Source organism: Selenomonas sp. oral taxon 138 str. F0429 (assembly GCF_000318175.2).
GTDB classification, from domain to species: domain Bacteria; phylum Bacillota; class Negativicutes; order Selenomonadales; family Selenomonadaceae; genus Centipeda; species Centipeda timonae.
On record NZ_KB290925.1, the window covers coordinates 78,833 to 103,120 of the forward strand.

The following is a 24,288-nucleotide window of genomic DNA, read 5'->3' on the forward strand; positions in this document are numbered from 1 at the left end:
TCCCTAAAAGTCGATATGCAGACGTATCTGTGAGACCTGTTCCATGGGGATTTGAATCCCGCCGTCAATGGTCAGTATCTTGCCGTCGCAGTCCGTGAGTGCGCCCGTCCACTGTTTCTTTCCGTCAAAGGGCGCGTAGAGCATCACATCAACCTGCTTGCCGCGTTCGCGCTCGAAATCGCGCGGCTTGCGCAGCACGCGGTCGATCCCCGGCGAGGACACCTCCAAAATATAGGCATCGGGGATGAAGTCCTCGCGGTCGAGAATCGCCTCCAACCGCTCGCTCAGTGCCTGGCAGTCATCGATATCGATTCCGCCGTCCTTGTCGATGTAGACACGCAGATAGTAGTCGCGTTCGCGCACATACTCGACATCGACCAGCTCCAACTCCGGCACAGTGGTCAGGAGACCGCGCACAATCTCCTCAACGCGCTCCTCGATCTTCGCGCTCATGCTCTCCCTCTTCTCATACGCAATGAAAGAGTGGGCTTCCACCCACTCTTTCCAGATCTTAAATGAATTTATTGAAGTATATCATAGGATGGGACTTTTGTAAAGCCCTTGTATGGATTTTGCTCAGTGCATCATGCGGTTCATGCCGGACTGTGAGAAAAGCAGCACGAGCAGAATGCCGATGACCAGGGAGTAGACCCACGCAGGCACCTCAATCGACGTGAGCTTCACCTTCGCACATGCTAGTTCCTTCCATGTCCGGAAGAGCACATCGCCTGTGAACGCACCGCCCTGCAGCAGTAACTGTTCGATCATATACAGAAAAACACTCACCACACACAAATTAAGCGCCCCAGCGAGGAAGAGCAGCCCTCCCCAGTCCAGTGAGATTGCCGAACTTGCCATCGCGCCAAAGATCGTCTTTTTGACCTCCGACAGCAGGCTTTGATACCGAATAAAAGCGATAACGGCAAAGATCAGCAGCGCGTGCCCCATTGCAGCTGAAAGAACATAGTTCTTCTTTTTGAGGATAGCATATGCCGAGGCGGCGCCGATAAAAATGATTGCGAGCATCAGCCCCTTGCTGATGTCCATAATGGTCACGTCGAACATACGCCCCAACGAGATCCACGGCATGAATACGGAAAAAATCACCATCGCCGCACCGATATAGGGCGTAGAGGAGAGTTGTTCGCGCAGGCTCTCAAGTTTCTTCCTATTCTCCTGCGTATCCGGAGGCGTCCCATGCTGCTGCAGTTCTGCAGCAGGATGCATCTCCTGCCCAGGATCTGCTTCAGCAGCCATCCGATCCTCCTCCTGCGGTGCTCCGCAGAGAGAACAGAACTTGACTCCATCCTCAATGGAGGCGCCGCACTTTTCACATGACTTCATTTCCATATCCCCTTTCTATCTCCCGTACATCTTTCGCATGACCCACGAAAGGATCCGACCGCGCCCGATGAGGCTGACGATTGTGCCGAGCACGAGGACGCCGACGATAATCATCGCAATCGCAGGCAGCGCAACAAAGATGAAGAGCGCAAGCAGTGCCCCGAGGCCGAGCGCCCAGAGGAGGCTCGTAAGGAGCGAGGGACGCCGCGACACACCGCCAATGCGGATATAGCGCACGGAGCTGTGCGGAGCACCGCCGTACGCAGAGCCCCACGCCTGTTCCTCTTCCCCGTGCGGCTCTGCGCCGCTCTCGTCCACCGTTACGCCACGATAGGCGGCATTTTCCTCGCGGCTCATCGGCCGCACACGCGAATCCTGATCCATAGAAGCCTCCTCTCCAAGAAAGCAATGCTTCCTTAAAAACTCGCTGCTCCGTGAACAACGCTGTAGAGCATCGTCACAAAGCCCTCCTCCCCGAGGTAACGGGGATCGTAGGTCACACAGCGCAGCGCCGTACGCATGCGCGCAAGCGCAGCACGCACCGTTTTCTGATCCGAACCGAGCACATGATAGAGCTCCGTGATCGGCGAAAGGTCGATATCATTGATCTCCGCAAAAAGGAATATCGTTGCCGTCAGCGTCTCCGCTGTCTTTGCACGCGCAAGATCGGACTGCGCGTAGTCCAGAAACAGCTCGCACATAAGCACCTGTGAGTGACGGCTAAAGCCGATCTTGTCCGCAATGATCTGAAGTGCGCCGAGTTCCTCTGCGCACACATGCGGGTCGATCGTGCGGGGAATGGCAGCCGGCAGCAGACGGCGCGGCAGCACATCGAGCTGCGCGAGCGTCGAGAGGACGTGGATCGTATGGCGCACGAGCGCCGCTTCCCGTTCGAGGAAATCGTCCATCGTTGCCTCAGGCGCCTGCATGCGGAAGAGCTTGTACTCGCGCTGAATCGTGTCGCCAATCCGCTTCTGCAGACGCTTGCTCGCCGAGATTGCCGTGATGTAATTGAGCATCATCATCCCCTCGTCGCAGATATGCCCGAAGAGAATGCTCTTTGAAAGCGAGCCCGGAATATCCGGATGCGGCAGCACGACCTCCTCATCGCGCAGAATATCGCGGCAGACAACGTGATCGTCGTACTCCTCCGTCACGGCGAGTACGGCAAAGCGCGCCGCCAGCAGATCGCCGATGATCTCGCGGTCATCGTAGCTGAGCTTCTTCCACATATGCTCGCTGTAGTGCGCAATCGGCGTCTCATCCGTCGCAATGAGATGATAGTCGAAGAAAAAATAGTCCCAGAACCGCAGCCAGAAGGTTTCCTTTTCCTCCTCGCTCGCGTGTTCGTACTCGTTCATATCGTAGAGGCCGCCCGTGTAGATCGTCGCCGCACGGCCGATGTCGAGCTGATAGGCGGAACACCGGAAATACTCGCCGATGCGGTGCAGGAGATCATTGAGCTGAATATTCAGCTCCTCCATCTCGATCTGCTCGTCCTCCTCGATATCCTCGATCGTCAGCCCCTCGATCTCCTCCCACATGACACGCTCCGGCAGGTGGAACCGCCCCGTGATGTAGAACATCTCGAGATCGGCATCCAGCTCGCCGATGTCGATGTCATAGTCGCCCGTATCCTCGAGATAGGTCAGAAAGGCGCGCATGCGCGCAAAATAATCCTCTGCGTGTCGCTTGAGCGGACGTCGGTCAATATGCGCATCCGCATAGCGGAAGAAGAGCGCGAGGTAGTCGATGCGGATGAAGAGCCGCGCAAGCGAATCATCGCGCCGCTGAATAACTGTGAGAAAGTCCTCAATGCAGTACCAGTCTGTACAGAGGTCTTCATTGCTCCGCCCACGCCACGCTGCCGCACGAAGATAGCGCTCGACAAGCGTGCGCGCCACAAAGATATTCGCACGCCCATGCGCCAGATAGAAACGCTTGACTAATGCGTAGACATTTTCCATCCAGCCCTCCAAGCCTACACGCTTTTTTCCTAAACAAAACCAATACGGCTTATCCTAACAAATGTACGAAGTAATGTCAATGCGCAAAAGGAGCGGCTGCGGCAAGATGAAGCCGCAGCCGCTCTATTACGCAAACAGATCCTTGAATTTCTCAGTAAAGCTCTTCTGCTCGGGATTGACCGCATCCCCGCTGAGCGCTGCGAACTCCTTGAGGAGTTCCTTCTGCTTTGCGGAGAGTTTCTGCGGCGTTGTGACCTTGACGCGGACGTGCTCATCGCCGCGTCCGGAGCCACGCAGATTCGGTATGCCCTTGCCCTTGACGCGCAGCACCGTGCCCGTCTGGATGCCCGCAGGCACCTTGAGGTCGACTGCGCCGTCGAGGGTCGGCACCTGTACCGTATCGCCGAGCGATGCCTGTACGAAGGTGATCGGAATCTCGATGAGGACATCGTTGCCGCGCCGCTGAAAGAGCTCATGCGGACGGATGAAGATGTATACATAGAGATCGCCGTTCGCCCCGCCGCGCACACCCGCCTCGCCGCCGCCCGAAACGCGGACGCGCTGTCCGTCGTCCACACCGCGCGGGATGTTGACCTTGATGGTCTTCGTGACGCGCTTGCGCCCCGTGCCGTGGCAGTCACCGCACGGATTCTTGATGATCTTGCCCGTGCCGTGGCACTGGCTGCACGTGCGCGAGGTCATCATGCTGCCGAACATCGTCCGCTGCATGACCTGCTCCTGCCCTGACCCATGACAGGTCGAACAGGTCTCGGCACTCGAGCCCTTCGCCGCGCCCGAACCGCCGCAAGTCGGACAGTTCTCCTCACGCGGGATGGAGAGCTCAACCTCCTTGCCGAACGCCGCCTCCTCGAACGAAATCTCGAGATCGTAGCGCAGGTCTGCGCCGCGCTCGGGACCCTGTCGGCGCGCGCGGCGTCCGCCGCCACCCATGCCGAACATATCGAAGATGTCATTCATGTCAAAGCCGCCGAATCCGCCGGCACCGCCGAAGGGGTTGCCCCCTCCGGCACCGCCCCCGCGACGCGGGTCGAAGGCATCGTGACCGAACTGGTCATACGCCGCCTTCTTCTGCGGATCCTTCAGCACATCGTACGCCTCGTTGACCTCCTTGAATTTCTCCTCGGCGGTCTTCGGGTCGTCACGGTTGAGATCGGGATGGTATTTGCGCGCGAGTTTCTTATATGCTTTTTTGATCTCATCGTCCGAGGCGCCCTTCTGGACGCCCAGGACTTCGTAGTAATCGCGTTTCTCGCTCACGATACCACCTTACTTCTTATCATCCTTGACTTCGGTGAACTCCGCATCGACAACATTGTCATCCTGCGCGCCGCTCTGTGCGCCCGCATTTGTATCTGTGCCCGGCGCGGCACCTGCGGCACCCGCCGCCTGCTGTGCCTGCTGATAAGCCGCCGCAGAGAGTTCGTAGAGCGGCTGGCGTGCCTCTTCGGTCGCCGCCTTGATCGCCTCGATATCCGAGCCCTTGAGCGCTTCCTTCAGCTTGTCAATCGCGATCTGCGTCTTAGAGACGAGTGCCTGATCGGCGTTCTCACCGAGATCCTTGATCGCCTTCTCCGCCTGATAGACGAGGGAGTCGCCCGCATTGCGTGCATCGACGGCTTCCTTCTGCTTCTTGTCCTCGGCGGCGTGCGATTCCGCCTCTTTCACCATGCGCTCGATATCCTCTTTGCTCATGCCGCTGTCGGACTGAATCGTGATCTTCTGCTCCTTGCCCGTGCCAAGATCCTTCGCCGACACGTTGACAATGCCGTTCGCATCGATGTCGAACTTAACCTCGATCTGGGGAACGCCGCGCGGTGCGGGCGGAATATCCGTGAGCTGGAAGCGTCCGAGCGTCTTGTTGCCCGCCGCCATCTCGCGCTCGCCCTGCAGAACGTGAATCTCAACGCCCGGCTGATTGTCCGCCGCCGTCGAGAACACCTGACTCTTCGAGGTTGGGATGGTCGTGTTGCGGTCGATGATCTTCGTGCAGACACCGCCGAGCGTCTCGATGCCGAGCGAGAGCGGCGTGACATCGAGGAGCAGCACGTCCTTGACCTCGCCGACGAGCACGCCGCCCTGGATTGCTGCGCCGATGGAGACGCACTCATCCGGGTTGACACCCTTTGAGGGCTCCTTGCCGAGGATCTTGCGGATCGCATCCTGTACCGCAGGAATACGAGTCGAACCGCCGACGAGAATGATCTTATCGATCTCGTTGCTCGAGAGCCCCGCATCCTCCATCGCCTTGCGTGTCGGAACCATCGTGCGCTCCACGAGATCCGCCGTCAACTCATCGAACTTTGCACGAGAGAGCGTGAGGTCGAGATGCTTCGGACCTGAGGCATCCGCCGTGATGAACGGCAGGTTGATATTCGTCTGGCTCATGCTCGAGAGCTCGATCTTCGCCTTCTCTGCCGCCTCGATGAGACGCTGTGCACTCATCTTGTCCTGCGAGAGGTCGATGCCGTTCTCCTTCTTGAACTCCTCGACCATCCAGTCCATGATCTTCTTGTCGAAGTCGTCGCCGCCGAGCATCGTGTCGCCGTTCGTCGCCTTGACCTCGAACACGCCCTCGCTGAGCTCGAGGATAGAGACGTCGAACGTGCCGCCGCCGAGGTCAAAGACGAGCACCGTTTCATCCTGATCCTTGTCAAGGCCGTATGCAAGCGCCGCCGCCGTCGGCTCGTTGATGATACGCAGCACCTCGAGGCCTGCAATCTTGCCCGCGTCCTTCGTTGCCTGACGCTGGCTGTCGTTGAAGTACGCAGGAACCGTGATGACCGCCTGCGTAACGGTCTCGCCGAGATATGCCTCTGCATCGCTCTTGAGCTTCTGCAGAATCATCGCAGAGATCTCGGGCGGTGTGTAGTTCTTGCCGTCAATCGTCACATGATAGTTCGGGTCACCCATATGGCGCTTGATCGACGAGATCGTGCGGTCGGGGTTCGAGACCGCCTGATTCTTTGCAAGGCGACCGACAAGGCGCTGCCCGTCCTTCGTAAAGCCCACGACGGACGGCGTGATGCGGCTGCCCTCAGGATTCGTAATAACGACGGGCTCTCCGCCCTCCATGACCGACACAACAGAGTTCGTCGTTCCAAGGTCAATACCAATTACTTTAGCCATTTTATATTCCTCCAAAATCTTATAGATGTTATTTGCTTAGTTACCTGCTACCTGCACCATGGCAGGGCGGATGACCCTGCCCTTGGCCTGATAGCCCTTCTGCAGCACCTGGGTGATCGTGCCGTCCTCCACATCGGGATTCTCGACGCGCATGACCGCCTGATGCACATTCGGATCAAAGGGTGCGCCCTCTGCCTCGATGTTTTCAAGCCCGTGCTTTTCCATCACCTCGCGCAGCTGCGTGAAGATCATCTCCACGCCCTTTTGGAACGCCTCCACATCGGACTGCTCCACCGCCATCGCCCGCTCAAAATTATCGAGGAGCGGCAGGAAATCCGTGAGGATATTCTGCGTGATAACGGCTGCAAGCTCCTCCTTTTCCTTCGCCGTGCGGCGGCGGAAGTTTTCAAAATCCGCCTGAAGACGCAGGATGCGGTCGTTCTTTTCCTGAAGCTGTGCCTCTAGTTCGGACGTCCTATCCTCCTCTGCGGGCACATCCTCCACGGTTACATCCGCAGATTCCGCCTCCGTGTCAGTTACATCCTCCACGGGCTGCTCCTCTGCCGTCATCTCTTCCTTTTCCTGCAAGCCGTTCACCTCTCCTACCATTTCAGCTGATAGATCATCTCTGTTAGATTCGTATTTACATAGTCGAGTATGCGCATCGCCTTCGCGTATTCCATGCGCGTGGGGCCGAGCACCGCAATCGTCCCGAGCAGCCTGCCGTCGACATGATAGGTCGCCGTGATAAAACTGCTGTCCCAGAACGTACTGCTCTTGTTCTCGCGGCCGATCGTGACCTCAAGCCCCTCGCCCGCGTGCGTGTGGAGGATATCCTTCACGAGATCCTCGCGCTCGAGGACAAGCAGCATCGCACGGACGCGCTCGAGATCCTGAAACTCGGGATTTCCGAGCAGCTGTGCTGTGCCGCCGAGGTAGAGGCGATCCTCCGAGCGCCCTTCGAGCGCCCTGTGCATGACCTCCACGGCGGCCACGAAGATGGATTCATCGCCGATCGCATCGCGCACGCGGCGCATATCCGTCTTCGTCACATCGCTGAGTGCCTTGCCCGAGAGCGTCTCATTGACTGCCCCCGCCATCCGCTGAAAATCTGCGAATGTCGCACCGTCGGGAATCTCGACGATGCGGTTCTCGACGAAGCCCGCATCCGTCATGAGAACGGCAATTGCGTGCGTCATGTCGAGCGGCAGAAACTGCAGCATGCGGAACGTCGACTGCGCGGCCTGCGGTGCGAGCACGAGCGAAACATTGTGCGTTACGTCCGCAATCAGGCGCGCCGTCTCCTGAAACACCTCGTCGAGGCGTCGCACGCGCCTGTGGTACCAATCGTGTATCTTCTTTTTCTCGGCATCCGTCACAGGAGCGACGGGCTGCAAACCATCGACGTAGAAGCGGTACCCCTTCGATGAGGGGATGCGCCCGGCGGATGTGTGGGGATGCTCGAGGTAGCCGAGCATCTCGAGATCCGCCATCTCATTGCGAATGGTGGCAGGGCTGATGCCGAGATTGTATTTCTGCGCGAGTGTCCGCGATCCGACCGGCTCTGCCGATGCGATATAGTCATCGACGACCGCCCACAGGATCTGACTCTTGCGTGCGTCCAGATCGTCCGACATTCACCCCTCTCCTCTCCTTTCAATCTCTGTTAGCACTCTCTAAAACTGAGTGCTAATCAAAATCTATACTGAATATACACGGTAAAAAGCAAAAAGTCAAGAGCAAAAATGACAAAAAGTCAAATATTTTTTCATGCGAAAAGCCTCCCTCGATGATACGGGGGAGGCTTTGCATTACGGCATATTACTCTTCGCTCTGCCCATCCAATACATTGAAGATGTAGACGGCGCGAATCTCTACAGGCGTCACGCCGAGGTCTTCAATCGCCGTGAGCAGTCCCGAGGAGAGCACGGCGCGCTCCGCCTTGCGATCCTCGTTCGTGATGATCGACAGTGCCGCTTCATCCTGCGGATAGAGGGTCACAATGCCGTTGCCAAACGTCACCTCATAGGCGCCGTTCGTCGTCTGGTAGAGGAAGCTGAGTGCCTGCGCAGACGTATTGCGGATTTCCTTCGGATCGGGGATGTCAACCTTCTTCGAGGAGGGCTTGATCGCCAGCTTCTCCGGTGAATAGTTGACCGTATAGATGCCGTCAAGGTCGCGCGAGCCGCCATCCGTAAAGAGCACAGGGATTGCCTCAGACGTATTGTGTGCCGGATTCTCAGGATGGAACCCGCGGTCACCACGCGTCCTGCCGAGATCAAACCCGAACGAGCCGTCCTTGTGTTCGACGAAATCATGCGCCTCGGGCGTGCTGCCATTCGTCAGGACAACACGATTTGCCCAGTTCGTCGGTGACGCATCCTGCGGCATCTGAACAGTTACTCCCTCGGCGGGCGGATTGCTGCCCGTGCGATTCTCAGTCGGAACGGCTGCGGTCGTCACGCCGCTTCCACCGTTCGTCGTTCCCGTCGTTACCTGCGCAGCAGCAGCACTGCTCGTCGTTACGACAGCCCCCTCGGGCGTACTCATATCGAATCCGCGCATAGCAATCGTCAAATTACCGGGTGCGTAGTTAAAGCGATAGTTGGAACGTGCCGACGCACCTGCATAGCCACTTTCAACGGAAGCAGGATCGACATGGATCACGCCCCGATAGATGCCGCCGCGCGTCGTCGCGTTCATACCCGCATCATAGTGCGATGTGATGCCGCTGATGTCGTCGCCCACGAGCAGACCGCGCTGCGATGTGTGGTCGCCACGCTCGATCATGTATGCGGTTATGACGGGATTCGGTGCACCGTAGTCACGGGAGGCACTGCCCGCCGTGATAAGTACCTCGCGCGGCGTGATGATAAACCTGCCGTCTGCGTAGTGAATATTGTAATTGGCATCCGTGCCGTGCGCAAACTGCGCCGCAGAGGAACGTGTCCAAAGCCCCGTGGTACCTGCGTTGGTCGTAACCGTTGCGGTCGGGTCGATTGTCTCCGTAACGGAAGAAACCACATCACCGCCCACGAGTCCGCTTACTGCATCTGTCGGACGCACGTTGACGAGACGCGTGCCGTTCACATAGTGCGCCAGACTGTTCGCTGCGCCGTAAGCGCGGCTCTTGTCACCCGCCGTGATGTAGAGGTCGCGCTTCGTGATGGCAAACCCACCGTCGACATAGGTGATGTTGTAGTTCGACGCCTTACGATTGCCTGCGAGGCGTGCATTTGTAATCTGCGTCTTGAGTCCCGCCGTGCCGGCGTTCGTCGTAACGAGGGCGTCCGTCGATTCATCGACGTCAGCGACCGCGTCACCGTTCACGAGTCCCGTCGTGGCGGTCGCGGCGTCGGCACGGAACTTCGTCGTGCCGCCCGTATAGACGGCGGTCGAGTTCTCCGTGCCGTAGATGCGCGTCTTGCTGCCCGCATGAAGCGTCAAGTCGCGCGGCGTGATGGCGAAATTGCCGTCCTCGTAGCGAACGTCATAGTTATTGGCATTTCCCGTGCCGAAGACGGCATTTGCAATCTTCGTCTTGAGTCCTGCCGTGCCTGCGTCCGTCGTGACGGTCGCACGCGAATCAATCGTCTCCGTGACCGTCGAAACCGTATCGCCGTTGACGAGGTTCGTGCCCGCCTTGACGCGGAAGAGATTCGTGCCATTAACATAGCCCGCCGTCGCGTTCGCCGTGCCGTAGATGCGGTTCTTGTCGCCTGCGACGAGCGTCAGCGGCCGCTTCGTTATGTTGAAGTGTCCGTCAACGTAGGTGATGTTGTAATTGTTTGCTGTACCCGACGAGAAGTGCGCCGCGCTTGCCTTTGTCCAAAGACCTGCCGTGCCCGCATTCGTCGTAACCGTTGCCGACGGGTCAATCGTCTCCGTCACATCGTCGATGGCGTCGCCGCCCACAAGTCCCGTCGTCGCGGTAGCTGCAGCGACGTTGACCTTCGCCGTGTTGTTAATATACCCCGCCGCCCCGTTGGCATCACCGTAGACGCGTGACTTGTCGCCCGCCGTGAGGGTCAGCGCACGCTTCTTGATCGTGAGCGTGCCGGGATCGGACGTGATATGGTAGTCCGTCGCAAGGCTGCGGCTTCCCGTGGCGAGCGCCGCACCATTTAAGGTCATAGTGTAAGTGCCGACGCCCGTGCGCTCCGTGACGGCGTTGCCGCCGCCATCCGCCGCCGTGACTGTATACTTCGCAAAACTGTCGCCCGTAAGGAGCGTGCCCGTATGCGTCGTGCTCGACGTCATGGTCACGTTGTCGTTCGATGTGCCATAAATGCGCTCGCCGCTCGGCGCAGTGAAGTGGATGTCGATGGGCTTCACCGTGAGCTTGCCTGGAACGTACTTGAATTTGTAGTTCGTCGCGGAGAGCGTGCTGTTTTTCAGGTCAACACTGTACTCGCCCGCATGGACAGCACCCTGCGCATAGCCCGTCGTCTTCGTCGCATCCGCAATCGGGGTATAGGAAACAGCACCCGAGAGAAGTCCCGTTGTATTTTCCGTCTGGCTGTTCGCGAAGTTTGAGAACGTGACCCCCGCGTTGCCCGTGTAGCTGTGCGGATTGCCGTTGTAATTTACGGTCGAGGTCTTGCCCGTGACCGTGACGACGCGCGGCACGATGCGGTAGTCGACTGTGATCTTGTAGTTGAGGTCATTGTGCCCTTGATAAGTGATCTTCTCATTGGGAATGGTCGAATCTGAACCGTAGGTATGCGCACCCGAACGCATATTGACATCGGTCGATGCCTTCTTGACCTCGCCATTCGTTGTATTGATATCAGCATTGACGTTCGTATGAACCGTCGTACCGAAACTATGCGTCCCCGAATCACCTACATGAGCGCGAATGTAATCTACCTCCGTCTTGTCGAGCGCACGGCGCTTCGCATTGCCGTCATCAACGATCTGGAAGCCCGATGCCGCGCCAAAGAATGCGCCGTTCGCATCGCCATAGGCACGGGTCGAATACAGCTTGAGTTCCGGCTGATACTTGTAGAACATGGCGTTCTGACCCGCAGGAATGGGGAAAGAACTGCGATTGCTGTAGTCCACGCCGTATTTACGGAACTGGAATACAAGCCCGTCGATCTCATTCTCGACAGAGTCCTCCGTATGCACGACATAACGCTGGCCGGGCGCGGTCTTGATGGCGTTTGCGCCCCCCTTGTTCTTGAAGGCGCCGCCCTTCGCCTCGATGAGGACATCGGACGTACCCGTGCCGACAATCTGTCCACCGGGCGCGATCGTGACGTTGCCGCCGTCCTGGTTCTTGATATTGATGGCGGCGTTATTGCCCGTGATCTTACCCGTGACATTCGTTCCGCCCTTCGTCTCGACGGAAACGCCCGTCGCGGACGTGATATTGCCGAGGTTCTTGATCTCGTTTGGCCCCGTGAGATTTACGTTATGTGCATCTACTTCGAGCGTCGGAACGGATTTCAAGACGCCCGTCGAGGTGACATCTTTGTTCGTCTTGATGGATACGGCATCGGCAAGCCCCTCGGGCAGGTCGACGTTGCCGACCTTGATATCTCCTGCATTCTGACCTCCGATGCGAATCTTCTTGAAACCCTTGCCGTCGGGGTTCTTGCGCAGGAGTCCCGTGCCGCTGAAGATGTCGGACGGAAGTGTGGGATCGGAGGCAGAGCCGCCCGCGCCAGGCGTGCCGAAGTTGAGCGTCTTGCCCGGCGTATAGGTGTCGAAGGAGACGTCGCCGTGGCCTGTGATCGTGCTGCCGTTCGCCGTGTTGAGCTTGTCCGCCTGGATGGCGACATTGCCGTCATGATCGCGGTCAGCGCCGTCCGCATTGATATGCGCATCATCGAGATTGACTTCACGACTGGCAACGGTGTAGTCCCTGCCGTGCGTATTGATCGAGCCGGAGAGGTTGACGCCACCTGTGCCGCTCGTGATCGCCTGCTGGATCTTGACGGTGAACGGCATGTCAATCGTGCCACTCTGATAGAGCCTGCCGCCGCCTCCCTTGTCGCCGATGTTGATGATCTCATACTCCCAGAACTGACGGTTGTTTCCATTGAAATACTTGTCGAGCAAGGAGAGCTTCGTCGGATCATTCACTGTGCCGCCGAGTTTGAGATCCCGACCATGCGAGATCGGCAGGATATTGAGCGCTTTCTTGCCCTTCATCTTGCCGTTCAAGTTCATCGCATCGGTCTTGAGCGTGAGTGCGCCCGTGCCCGTATCGACGGAGCTTCCAGCCGCCGTCGTCAAATCCTTCGATTCGAGTGCGAAGTCGTTGCCATTCGTTCGAATGTTTGCCGAGCCGTCAACCGTCATCGAGCCTGCGGTTTTCCCTGAGCGGATTGTCGTCGGATCGACGAAGTTCAGATTGCCGTCGACCTTTGTCGCGCCCGCCGCGTCTTCTCTGCCGAGATAGACGTGCTTGAAGCCGTCCTTGATCTTCGCGCCGCCGAAGAGATTTTCCGGCAGATTCAGCCCCGTACCCGTCGCGCCGACGTTGAGGTTCGTCGCGGCATTCGCCTGCTGTATGGTCAGATTGCCCTTGCCCTCGACGGTCTTGTTGAAGGTCATGGCGTCCGCAGACAATACGATGTCGCCCGCCGTGCCGCCGGATTCACCCGCCTTGACTCCCGTAATCGTACGCGAGGAGACGGCTGCACCCGCAGGCGTCGTGATCTCGCCGATCGTCAAGGCATTCGACTTGACCTTGACGGAGAGCGCGTCGGCGGCGAGCGTGCCGATTTCGTTCGCCTGTTCGAGCGCGATGTTGCCGCCGACGGCGGCGAGATTCGCCGCCTTGATCTTGCCCGCCGTCTGATCCGCCGCCGTCTTGGCGTTGACGACGAGCGTCTTTCCCGTCGCAAGCGTCATATCTCCTGCGAAGTTGATATTGTTCGCCTGCAGCGTCACATCCTGCGTGAGGGAAGAGCCTGCGACGTTGATCGTGCCCTGCGTACCGTTGCCGATGGCGTAATGCGAGAAGTTCGGGCCAAATACCTGTGTGAACTTATTGTTCGTCAGCTGCAGATCGCCCGTCGCACCGTCGCCAAGCCCGATGGTCTTCGAGCCGTTGTACGTCCCAATGCCGAGCGTGCCTGTGCCTGTGACGGACGGACTGCCGCTGCTCGGGGTGAGGTTCGCGATGCTGTTCGTATAGAGGTTCAGCGCACTGCCCGCGCCGATGTTCATCTTGCCGCCGCTCGGATTCTCAATGGAACCAGTGGTCAGCGTCACATTGTAGGGCTTATTCGAGCCGTCCGTGCCGACCTTGAGTCCGCCCACACCGATTGTGACCTTGCCCGTCTCCGCCGTCTTGACCACGACGCGATTGTTTGCCTCAAGGCCGTCGACCGTGACCGTCTGGCTGAGATTGTCACCGAGAACAAGCTCCGAGAACTCGTTGCCGAAGAGCTTGCCGTTGAGCTGGTCGCTCGTGACATGAAGCCCTGCGCCCGTAGAAGCGTTGTTGAGCGTCAAATCGCCCGCCGTCTTGCGTGTGATGACAAGACCGCTCTTGCCGACGATATTCGTCACGCCGTCGTCCGCCGTCGGCGTGACGATCTCGTCCGTATGCACGCGGAGCGCACCCTGCGTATCCGTGCCGGAGTCAAGCTGCGCCTTCGCATCAAGCTGCACCTTGTTGCCCGTTACATCGACCCAGACGGGCGTGGAGCCGGGAGCGACCTGCACCTTGGCATCAGCATTCAGCACGACATCGCCGCTGCGTGCATTGAGCGTCGCCTGTGCATAGTTGCCCTCGACCTTCAGTGCCGCGCCCTGTTCGAGATGGATGTTGCCGCCCGTATTGATATTGATTTCTGCGCCTTCGCCCTTCTGTGTCGCACCTTCACCCTTGACGTGGACGGTCTTGCCCTGCTTGACGGTAAAACCTCCCGTGATAACCGAGGCGGGATCGTGCCCCGCCTGCGTCGGATCTGCACCGATCGTGAGCTTCGTACCCTTGCCCTCGATGGAGAGATTGTCGCGTACCTCGACGCCGAGCTTGCCCGACGCATTGATGGACTTGTTGACCGTACCGCCGTAGAAGTAAAGGTGCTGATCGCCCGCGACATCGAAGCCGCCGAATCCGTCCAGCACGTCATTGATCGTGCGGTAGGAAATCCGATAGCCATTGGTCGGCACACCGGCGGCATCGTCCTTGATATAGATATCCTTCCCCGAGGGAACACCGCTGGTCTTGACCTTGCCATCCTTCTGTCCGAGGATCTTGCCATTTCCGAGATCGAGACCGCCCGAGAGGTCGAGCTCCAGATTCTTGACGGCGAGCGTATCACCCGTGTTCGGCAGAGTGGCGGTGCTCGCCTTGATCTTCATATCGGACTTGCCGTCCGCGCCCGCCTTGTTCGTACCCTCAAGCTTGACGTTGCCCTGCGTCTCGATGTCCGAGGGCTTCTTGAACGTTGCGCCCTTGATATTGACCGCACCCGTCTGCGATGCGCCGCCGATCTTGATTTCGCCATAATTCGCGTTGTTGACGTTCCAGTCGCCCGCACCCGTGCCGACGTTGATCGCCTGCGACTTCGTCGCCTTTTCGAGCGTGAGCTTCTTGCCGACATTGACCTTGTTATTCCCGAGGTCGAGATCGTCGGCCTCGATCTTCGTGTCGTCCGTGGAATTGAGCTTTCCTTCGACCGTGAGTTTCTGCCCTGCCGCCATCTGGATGTCCGTCGATTTCGTCTTGAGGCCGTCGACGTTCTTCGCAGGATTTACCGTGCGGTCTTCAACGACGGCGACCTTCATGTGGGTATTGTTCTTGAGCTTCAAACTGCCATCCGACATGTCGGCGGCAATGTTCTGAATCGCATTCGCCTGCGTGCTGAGATCCATCGAGCCTTTGCCGAGGAGCAGCAGATTGCCGACCGTGATCGGCGCACTCTGCGAAAGACCGTCGCCGAGCGTCGTACCGGGCGCATCGGCATGGAGCGCCAGCGTATCGCCGGACGTGCCGTTGACTGCACCCGTAATGTCGATCTTGCCCTGCGTCAGGATGCTCGTATACTTGGGCATATTGCCGCTCGTGATGCCCGCGATGGTCGCCGTGCCGACATTGTCCTTTGCACCGACGGAGACGTTCTTAAAATTGCCCGCCTTGAGCTTGCCCAGGCCTGCATCCGAGACGAGTGTGCTCGATCCGCCGACGGTGAAAGCACCCGCCGTCTTGGGCTGAAGGGCAAACGTACCTTTTCCATCGCTGTCGGCAAACGTCGCATTGTTCCAGTTCGTAACGGCATCCGTCACCATCGTCATCGTGCCCGTACCCGCCGCAAGGTTTGCGCCCGCAGCAAAGTCCACGGCGTTCGCCTTGAACGTCGTGTTCTTGTTGCCCGTATTCGAGAGCGTTCCCGAGAACTTGACGGTCGCTCCCGATTCCACCGTCAGCGGTGCTTGGACATCGGCTGTGCCGATCTCGACATTGCCCGTAGACGCATTGCCGATCTGGATTTCGCCCGTACCCGAGTTGATGAAATCGAGGTTTAGCAACACGAGGTCGGAGGGCGTCGAAGAACCGACGGACATCGTTTTGCCCGCCGTTTTCGTCTCAACCGTAACTTTTCCGTTTGCACTCGAAAGAGTGCCCTGCGCTCCCGAGGGGAGCGTCAGCGCATCCGTCTTGACGTTGATCGTACCACCTGCTGTCGATACCTTGCTCGCCGTGTCGAAATTGACCGTCGTCGCTTCAAGCGAAGTCGCCGCCGCGCCCGTCGATTTGACCTCGGCATTCGCATCGAGCTTGAGCGTGCCGCTCGCCTTGAGCTTCATCGCGCCCGCGCCGTTCGTGATGCCGTGCGTGCCGACCGTGAGATTGCCCGCCGTCACCTCGATGTCCGCGCCGCCCGCTGACGTCGTCAGCCCGGTTTCACCGCCAACCGCGAGGTTCGTGCCGTTCTTGAGCGTCAGCCCCTTTGCCTTGCCGTCGAGCTTACCAAGCATCTGCGTGCCCGTGAGGTTCACTGTTGCATCTGCCGCATCCAGTACGAGAGCATCCGACGTGAGCACACCTGCACCCGTAATGGTGTTCTTCGAGCCAAGCGTCAGCGCATGACCGGCGGCGACATCTACCGCGCCGCTGAGCGTCAGCGTGCCCGCACCCGAATACAGTTCCAGATCACTGTCCGCCGTCACGCCACTCGCCGTGATGTTTGCCTTCTGACTTGCATCGCCGACAATGTTCTTCTTGAAATTCTTGATCTTGCCCGCACTTGAGAACGTATCACCCGCGAGGTCGAGTCCGCCCGTGCCTGTGCCAAAGTTGATGGTCTTACCATCAGAAAGCGTCCAGACCTTTGCCGTACCTGCGGGATCACCGTCGCCTGTGATCGTGCCCGTGAGATTAAGCGAATCCGTTCGTAGTTCGACGCTGCGAGTACGAATCTGCGAGCCGCTGTCGATAGAGATTCCCTCACTGGAAGTGGATTCCCCTACCAGCGCAACCTTCCCCGTGCCGGCATCAATCTGCGTTCCGGCAAGCTGAACGCCCTTGCCATTCGTCGTGGTACTGCCCGCGATCTCAATATTTCCGCCGACAGCACCAGTAGTGTTGCTAACGCGCGTATCAATTACAGCCCCGCTGAGGTCAACGCCCGCCGTGTTCAGATCCTGCGAATTTGCAAAGCCGACGCCGTTCTGCGTCTTACCGCCGTGCATCTTGATGGCGCCGCCGAGTGTCTTGATCTGTTTTCCGCTTGCGACGCTGATGTTGCCGCCATATTGACCGTTGGTATCGGCCATGATATCCACGGTGAGCTTGCCGACACTCGATGTGATGTCGGCATTAACAGCAATGTTGCCAGTTGCCTTGAGCGACAGGGTAGCATCGCCGCCCGCCGTCTTCGTGATGGCATCCGATACGGTGATGGAATTGTCGTTCGGTCCCGTGAGGTTCGCCGTCTGAATGGTTACAGATGTGCCGCCGTTCAGCGAATTGGTGATGGTCTGCACATCCGCCTGAGAGCCGGCTTCAGGATCTCCCGCCCCACGCGTCTTGACCTCAATATCGCCGGGATCGATCAGCCACTCGCCCGCCTTGCCCGCTTCGGACGAAGCGTTGACTGCGCCCGTGATCTGCACCTTCGCACCCGAGGTCTCGACCGCGCCACCCGCGCCCGTGCCTTTGCCGCGTGCCGTGATCTCGCCCGCGAACTTTGTCATGCCGTCCGACCAGACGGCGACCTTGCCGCCCGCTGCGCCTGCCTGCGTCGCATCCGCACGCAGAGCCGCACCGCGCTCGATCGTGACATTCTGTACGTGCGCGAGGTCGCCCGTGCCCTGCCAACCGCCGCCGATCTCGACCGTACCGGCTTTCGCGCCGCTCACATCCGTTACGCTGCCCGCCGCCATACGCACATCGTTTGCCGTCATGCGCACACTGCCCGCCGCCCCGTCAAGACTCGCGGCACGCACGATGCCCTCCTGATTGACCGCCGAGCGCGTCAGTGCGTCGCCCGTCGCCGCAGACATGAAAACGAGGCCTCCGTCTGCCTCGACGAGACCTTTATTTGTGACCGCCTGTTCCATCGCCGCCTTCGTCGGAACGACCGAGACCTTGCCGTCGCCGTTAAAGTCAAGCGACACGGCTTCGCCCGCCGCGAGTACCGCTGCGCCCTTCTTCGCTACGATAACCCCCTCGTTCACGACATCCTTGCCGAGCAGGGCGACCGTCCCCTCATTTTTCGCAATGAGGGAGGCGCGGTTGATAACTTTTCCGTCATTCGGTGTGCCGATAAAGGCGTATTTGCCCGCCATAAAATCGGCATTCGTAATGTTCATCGTCGAGGCGAGAATCGAGCCCGCATCCACCTGTGCGCCGGGCGCAAAGAGTACACCCGCAGGGTTGACGAGGAAGACGCGCCCGTTTGCCGAGAGCGTGCCGAAGATCTCGGAGGGATTCCCCCCGAGCACACGGTTCAGCAGAGCCGCCTGGGCATTCGGCTGATAGATATTGACGCGCTCGCCCGCGCCGATGTTGAACGAGTTCCAGTTGATGACGGCATTCTGCGTTGCCTGATGAATCGCCATCTCCGCCTGCGTTGCGGCAATATCTGCCGCCCCCGCCGCAACCTGTCCGCCCTGCGGCAGTGCCATCGCGTGATTCATGCCGCCCATCATCATTGCACCCGCCGCAAGGATGCCGATACCGCTGCGCAGACTGCGACGCATCTGCCCACGCCTCTGTTTTCTCATCATGCTCATTGTTTTTTCCCCTTCGATCAAAAACGTATATATGACAGTTCTTCGCCGTTCAGAAGAACTTATAAATCTGAAACCAGAAACGCCCGCTGCGATCCGTATCCGAAACGGCGTCCTCCGACCCAATTTTCCATGCATAGTACGCGCGTGCCACCCAGTTTGCCTGATTGCTCCAGTTCACGCCCACACCTGCGCCGTAAAGGCTGCGTCCTGCAACACCTGTGTAGCCCGGCAGCTTGTTGTGATAGAGATTCACATGACCGCCATCGGCGAATGCAATCAGCTGCCATACATTCTCATCGCCCTCACGCGTCGGCAGATTCCAACGCAGCTCCGATGTCCAACGCCAGCCGTCATCCCCCGATGCCTCGCCGACGGGATAGGCGCGTACGCCGTTCGGCCCGCCGAGTGACATCTTCTCTGAGGAATCCAGATTCTTCGATGCCCACTGCCGCTGATAGCTCAGATAGAGTGAGACGCGCTCACTGACGTGCTGCAGTCGCGTAAGCTCGAGATTCCACTTGCCGAATTGACCTGCTGTCTGCGCCGTCGCAGCATCATACGTGCGCTGAATCTCGTCGTCAATGGAGAGATCACCGTGCGTATAGTTCAACGCGAACGTATTTTTACCGCCCGTCCAAAAGCGATCCAAACTGTCGCCGTTCATGCCAAACACCCAGTTGTGCGCGCTCTTCGGGCTGCGGTACGCCATGCTCTTTGCCTCATCTTCAAGACTTTTGAGGTCAAGACGAACGGTTCCGTAGATATTCACATCGCGGCTGCGTTTGAAGTTGTGCTGCCAGTGTACGCTCAGGGTCTCCGCCGTTCCCGTGTAGTCAAGTGCCGAGAACGCACCGCCAAGCGTGTAATGTGAGCGAGCGTAACTCACGCCAACACGCTCGCCCTGCCTCACAATCGGTGTTGAGTAGGAGGCTGAGCCCGACCACATACCGCCGTTCGACAGAACGCCGCCCACCGAGAGGAGATCGCCCTCGCGTGCAAGGCTGGCATAGTTGACGAATGCACTGTACTGATAGCGTCCCGTATAGCGGTAGCCGCCGTTGTCAACCCCGACATAGCCCCATGTACGATGTCCCTTGTTCTTGACATTGACGACAAGATCTGTCGTCCCCTGCCGGCTGCCCGCCTTCAGCTGCGTATTTGCCTCCACACGTGAGAGATCATTTGTCAGCCAGACACCGCGATTGAGCGTACTTTTTTTCACAATTTCACCGGAAGAAATGCCGATCTCGCGGCGGATCGCCTCCTCCTTGAGATAGGACTCGTTGTTCACAATGATCTGATCATAGTGCCCCGGTACAATGGTGAAGTCCACGACACCATCCTTGAAATTCTGTGGTGCGAGATAGGCAAAGGCGACAAAGTATCCCTTTGAACGAAGGTATTTCGTAACCTCCTCTGCCTGCGCCTCGAGCTCCGTGAGTGTCGCATCCTTATGCCTGTGCGCTGCAAGCACATCCGCAAGCTCCGCCTCCGTCACGGGATTCTCGCCCGAGAACGTATAGCGCGCGACCCATATACTCTGCTCGGCCGCTGCACTTGTTTCTTTGGCAGAAGCAGGAAAAGAACAGACATGCATTGCAGCACAGAGCGCAATAAAAAAGCGCGCCGTATGTCTTCCAACACGCTGCACACCTTCACACTTCTTATTCTTACCTTTCCTCATAGATTCACGAGCCTCCGCCAATTAGATTGTATTCTTATCTTATAGATATTATCGTTTATTTGCATGATATCTTAACACATACATGACCATATTCCTAGATTTATATGTTCTCTTTCAATATTTTTTCTCTAAGAAATCTCTGATGGAGGGATGCTCATCAATATAAAAACCGCCCTCCCTTATAGGAAAGCGGTTTCCAAAAGTCAATTTCGTCTGAATTACTTCAGCTCGACAGTTGCGCCGGCCTCTTCGAGCTTCTTCTTGAGCTCCTCAGCCTCAGCCTTGCCGACGTTCTCCTTGACCGGCTTCGGTGCGCCGTCAACGAGCTCCTTCGCTTCCTTCAGGCCAAGACCCGTTGCCTCACGGCCAGCCTTGATGACGTTGATCTTCTTGTCGCCCGCAGCTGCAAGAACGACCGTGAACTCCGTCTTCTCCTCACCGCCCGCAGCAGCCGGAGCAGCACCGCCGACCGCAGCAACAGCAACCGGTGCAGCAGCGCTGACACCGAACTTCTCTTCCATAGCCTTGACGAGCTCGGAGAGTTCGAGAACGGTCATGTTCTCAATGGCTTCCAGAATCTGATCCTTGTTCATGATATACCTCCAAAAATTAGTGTAATTTCTCTTCGAATATTCTTTATGCGGACGCCTTCTGCGCACGGACTGCATCAAGCACATAGACGGCATTGCGGATAACGCCCTGAAGCACGTTGACCGTGTTCGTAATCGGCGCATTCATGCTGCCCATGAGCTTTGCAATAAGCTCTTCGCGCGACGGGAGCGACGCAAGTGCCTGCACCTCGTTCGCCTCGATGACCTTGCCCTCGACGGTACCGACCTTGACGGACAGAATGCCCTTATCGTCAAGCTTGTTCTTCTTGATGTAGTCGCAGATGACCTTCGCGGGTGCAACCGCATCCTCTGCCGAGAACGCGAACGCCGTCGTGCCCTCGAGATGCGGGTCGAGCCCCTCAAGTCCGAGTGCATCGGCTGCACGGCGCACCATCGTGTTCTTTACAACGTGGTAGGTGACGCCTGCGGCGCGCAGCTCGCGGCGCAGCTCCGTATCCTGTGCGACCGTGAGACCGCTGTACGTCGTGAAGACCGCGCCCTTCGCCGAGGCTAGCTGCTCTTTCAGCTTCTCGACGATTACTTCTTTTTTATGGTCTGCCATGTAATCATTTCCCTCCCTTCTTGTCGCCGTTCATCTTGGCACGTCCTTCCGTTCTCGCTGCGTCAGAACATCCTCCACGCAGGACTTAACTGCGCGTCCGGTGTTCCTCCTTGCTCAAACAAAAATCCGCACCAACCTGGACGGCTCTTACTCTTTCGAATGAAAAATCTCCGGCTGCTTCTACCGCCGGAGATGAATGTTCAAATTCACGTCCGGCCTCGGCAGGCGACTACGTCGTTAGATGCTTGCGCAAACCTGCTGTCTACAGCCCGGGGAAATTCCGTGTGCTCTTAGAGCGCAACGGGGACGGCAGGTCCCATCGTCGCCACAACGGTGATGGAGCGAATGTACTGCCCCTTTGCCGCTGCCGGCTTCACGCGGATGAGCGTGTCGATGACTGCCTGATAGTTCTCGCGGAGCTTGTCCGCGTCGAAGGAGGCCTTCCCGATGGGAACGTGGATGTTGCCCGCCTTGTCCGTGCGGTACTCCACCTGACCTGCCTTGATCTCGCCGATCGCCTTCTTGAGATCCATCGTGACCGTGCCGAGCTTCGGGTTCGGCATGAGTCCGCGGGGACCAAGCACCTTACCGAGACGGCCGACCGTGCCCATCATGTCGGGGGTAGCGACGGCGACATCGAAGTCGAGCCAGCCGCCCTGAATCTTCTGGACGATCTCGTCCGAGCCAACGAAGTCCGCACCTGCAGCCTCCGCCTCTGCAACCTTCTCGCCCTTTGCAAAGACGAGAACGCGCTGGGTCTTGCCCGTGCCGTTCGGCAGAACAAGCGCGCCGCGCACCTGCTGATCCGCATACTTCGGATCGACGCCGAGGCGCACGTGCAGCTCGATGGTCTCGTCGAACTTGGCAGTTGCCGTCTTCTTCACGAGTTCCATCGCTTCCTGCGAAGCGTAGAGCTTGCCGCTCTCGATGAGCTTCGCAGCATCTTGGTACTTCTTACCAAACTTTGCCATTGTTTCTCCCTTCGTGGTCATAGCGGGCATACGCCCTTCCACTTGTTTGACCGCAGATTAGTCTGTGATCACGATTCCCATGCTGCGGGCAGTGCCCTCGATCATGGATGTCGCCGCCTCAATCGACGCAGCGTTCAGATCCGGCATCTTGGACTCGGCGATCTCGCGCGCCTTCGAGCGCGGCAGCGTCGCAACCTTCGTCTTGTTCGGCTCGCCCGATGCCTTCTCAATGCCCGCCGCCTTCTTCAGCAGAACTGCTGCCGGAGGGGTCTTCGTGATAAAGGTAAAGGAACGATCCTCAAAGACCGTGATCTCAACCGGAATAATGAGCCCCGCCTGCTTCGCCGTACGCTCGTTGAAGTCCTTGACGAACGCCATGATGTTCACGCCCGCCTGACCAAGCGCAGGACCTACCGGAGGAGCCGGTGTCGCCTTCCCCGCAGGAACCTGCAGTTTTACGACACGCGCAACCTTCTTTGCCATCGACAAATCACCTCCTTTCGGTGCAAATTATTTAGATCAGTTCGACCTGATCGATTTCCACATCGAGGGGCGTCCCCTCCACGTCGACCTGCACGCGCAGCCCCGACGAGTCAATTGATGTGATCTTGCCTGCATAGTCCTCGAATGCGCCCGAAGAAATGCGCACTGTGTCGCCGACGCTCACCTTCGTGCGGCGCTTTAGCGCACCGCCGACAGAGCCCGAGAGGATGCGCTCCGCCTCCTCCGCCGTCAGCGGGATCGGATGCTTCTCCGAGCCGACAAAGCCCGTGACGCCCGTTGTGTTGCGGACGACATACCACGAGTGCTCGTCGACGATCATATCGACGAGTACGTAGCCCGGGAACACCTTGCGCGGGACGACCTTTTCCTTGCCGTCCTTCATCTCGATCTCGTTCTCCACGGGGACAACGACATTGAAGATCATCTCGCTCATGCTCGCTGAGTGCATGAGGCGCTCGAGGTTCGCCTTGACCTTGTTCTCATAGCCCGAATAGGTGTGGATGACATACCATGCCCGGTGCGGGTTTGCCTGTCTGAGATAGAGTTCTTCCTTATCCGCCATGTCCCTCTCCCGGTCTAGTAATGCAGTATGACCTGAAACACACGCGCAAAAATCGTGTCACAGATCCAGATCAGCGCGCAGACCACGACGATGGCAATGCCGACGACACCCGTGTAGGTGACGAGCTCCTTCTTCGTGGACCACGAGACCTTCTTCATCTCTGCGACGACTTCCCGCAGGAATTTGACTATTTTTCCCATGACAGAGGACGCTTACTTCGTCTCTTTGTGCGGCGTGTGCTTGCGGCAGAACTTGCAGTACTTGCTGAACTCCAGACGATCCGGATTGTTCTTCTTGTTCTTGTTCGTGCGATAGTTGCGGCTATGGCACTCCGTGCACTCCAGCGTAATGTTGTTGCGCATGAATATCAACTCTCCTCATTCGTTCTTTGGTTTCATCGGAAACAACTCTTACCAATTTATCATACTTGGAAAATGCTGTCAATGTATGTGACCGCATTTTCCTCAAAGAAACACCGGAGTGCTCCTAAAAAGCATAAAAGAACCCCCGAAGCGGGGGCAGATTTCAAAATGGTGGCGGCACAGAGATTTGAACTCCGGACACTGCGGGTATGAACCGCATGCTCTAGCCAACTGAGCTATGCCGCCGTTATATGGAGCTGATGACCAGGATTGAACTGGTGACCTTATCCTTACCAAGGATACGCTCTGCCGACTGAGCTACACCAGCGCACAGACTTGGTTGCGGGGACAGGACTTGAACCTGTGACCT

General features: G+C 58.2%; 17 protein-coding genes and 2 tRNA genes. All 19 read right to left on the reverse strand.

Features of this window, described 5'->3' with window-relative positions; genetic code table 11:
• Window positions 1-3 precede the first annotated feature (3 nt).
• Window positions 4-453: a ribosome maturation factor RimP gene (gene rimP, locus HMPREF9163_RS00415; protein WP_037345455.1), complete on the reverse strand. Its 450-nt coding sequence runs from the start codon at window positions 451-453 to the stop codon at window positions 4-6.
• A gap of 123 nt (window positions 454-576) precedes the next feature.
• The gene (locus HMPREF9163_RS00420) at window positions 577-1,344 is read right to left on the reverse strand and encodes a zinc-ribbon domain-containing protein (RefSeq protein ID WP_037345458.1); all 768 of its coding nucleotides are present in this window, start codon (window positions 1,342-1,344) and stop codon (window positions 577-579) included.
• A gap of 15 nt (window positions 1,345-1,359) precedes the next feature.
• Window positions 1,360-1,728, reverse strand: coding sequence for a hypothetical protein (locus tag HMPREF9163_RS00425; protein ID WP_009439637.1), 369 nt, complete (start codon window positions 1,726-1,728; stop codon window positions 1,360-1,362).
• Between the two features lie 32 nt (window positions 1,729-1,760).
• The gene (locus tag HMPREF9163_RS00430) at window positions 1,761-3,311 is read right to left on the reverse strand and encodes a hypothetical protein (RefSeq protein WP_009439638.1); all 1,551 of its coding nucleotides are present in this window, start codon (window positions 3,309-3,311) and stop codon (window positions 1,761-1,763) included.
• 126 nt (window positions 3,312-3,437) lie between these two features.
• Window positions 3,438-4,589, reverse strand: coding sequence for a molecular chaperone DnaJ (gene dnaJ / locus HMPREF9163_RS00435; RefSeq protein WP_009439639.1), 1,152 nt, complete (start codon window positions 4,587-4,589; stop codon window positions 3,438-3,440).
• A gap of 9 nt (window positions 4,590-4,598) precedes the next feature.
• Window positions 4,599-6,458, reverse strand: coding sequence for a molecular chaperone DnaK (gene dnaK / locus HMPREF9163_RS00440; protein WP_009439640.1), 1,860 nt, complete (start codon window positions 6,456-6,458; stop codon window positions 4,599-4,601).
• 36 nt (window positions 6,459-6,494) lie between these two features.
• The gene (grpE, locus tag HMPREF9163_RS00445) at window positions 6,495-7,067 is read right to left on the reverse strand and encodes a nucleotide exchange factor GrpE (protein WP_009439641.1); all 573 of its coding nucleotides are present in this window, start codon (window positions 7,065-7,067) and stop codon (window positions 6,495-6,497) included.
• Window positions 7,061-8,095: a heat-inducible transcriptional repressor HrcA gene (gene hrcA / locus HMPREF9163_RS00450; protein WP_009439642.1), complete on the reverse strand. Its 1,035-nt coding sequence runs from the start codon at window positions 8,093-8,095 to the stop codon at window positions 7,061-7,063. Before hrcA ends, grpE begins: the two co-directional genes overlap by 7 nt.
• Window positions 8,096-8,279: 184 nt before the next feature.
• Window positions 8,280-18,662, reverse strand: a complete 10,383-nt coding sequence (locus HMPREF9163_RS00455) for a filamentous hemagglutinin N-terminal domain-containing protein (protein WP_009439644.1) — start codon at window positions 18,660-18,662, stop codon at window positions 8,280-8,282.
• Between the two features lie 49 nt (window positions 18,663-18,711).
• Window positions 18,712-20,346 (reverse strand): ShlB/FhaC/HecB family hemolysin secretion/activation protein, encoded by a 1,635-nt coding sequence (locus HMPREF9163_RS00460; RefSeq protein WP_009439645.1) that lies wholly within the window; start codon window positions 20,344-20,346, stop codon window positions 18,712-18,714.
• 218 nt (window positions 20,347-20,564) lie between these two features.
• Window positions 20,565-20,939, reverse strand: a complete 375-nt coding sequence (gene rplL / locus HMPREF9163_RS00465; protein ID WP_009439646.1) for a 50S ribosomal protein L7/L12 — start codon at window positions 20,937-20,939, stop codon at window positions 20,565-20,567.
• 43 nt (window positions 20,940-20,982) lie between these two features.
• The gene (gene rplJ / locus HMPREF9163_RS00470) at window positions 20,983-21,519 is read right to left on the reverse strand and encodes a 50S ribosomal protein L10 (RefSeq protein ID WP_009439647.1); all 537 of its coding nucleotides are present in this window, start codon (window positions 21,517-21,519) and stop codon (window positions 20,983-20,985) included.
• A 290-nt stretch (window positions 21,520-21,809) separates the two neighbouring features.
• Entirely contained in the window at window positions 21,810-22,490 is a 681-nt protein-coding gene (rplA, locus tag HMPREF9163_RS00475) for a 50S ribosomal protein L1 (protein WP_037345465.1), read from the reverse strand.
• Window positions 22,491-22,547: 57 nt separating this feature from the next.
• Complete coding sequence (gene rplK / locus HMPREF9163_RS00480; protein WP_009439649.1) at window positions 22,548-22,973, reverse strand: 50S ribosomal protein L11; 426 nt, start codon at window positions 22,971-22,973, stop codon at window positions 22,548-22,550.
• A gap of 31 nt (window positions 22,974-23,004) precedes the next feature.
• Window positions 23,005-23,556, reverse strand: a complete 552-nt coding sequence (gene nusG, locus HMPREF9163_RS00485; RefSeq protein WP_009439650.1) for a transcription termination/antitermination protein NusG — start codon at window positions 23,554-23,556, stop codon at window positions 23,005-23,007.
• Between the two features lie 14 nt (window positions 23,557-23,570).
• The gene (secE, locus tag HMPREF9163_RS00490) at window positions 23,571-23,756 is read right to left on the reverse strand and encodes a preprotein translocase subunit SecE (protein WP_006307106.1); all 186 of its coding nucleotides are present in this window, start codon (window positions 23,754-23,756) and stop codon (window positions 23,571-23,573) included.
• A 12-nt stretch (window positions 23,757-23,768) separates the two neighbouring features.
• Window positions 23,769-23,918, reverse strand: a complete 150-nt coding sequence (rpmG, locus tag HMPREF9163_RS00495; protein ID WP_006307107.1) for a 50S ribosomal protein L33 — start codon at window positions 23,916-23,918, stop codon at window positions 23,769-23,771.
• 169 nt (window positions 23,919-24,087) lie between these two features.
• A tRNA-Met gene (locus HMPREF9163_RS00500) sits at window positions 24,088-24,164 on the reverse strand.
• 6 nt (window positions 24,165-24,170) lie between these two features.
• A tRNA-Thr gene (locus HMPREF9163_RS00505) sits at window positions 24,171-24,246 on the reverse strand.
• Between the last annotated feature and the right edge of the window lie 42 nt (window positions 24,247-24,288).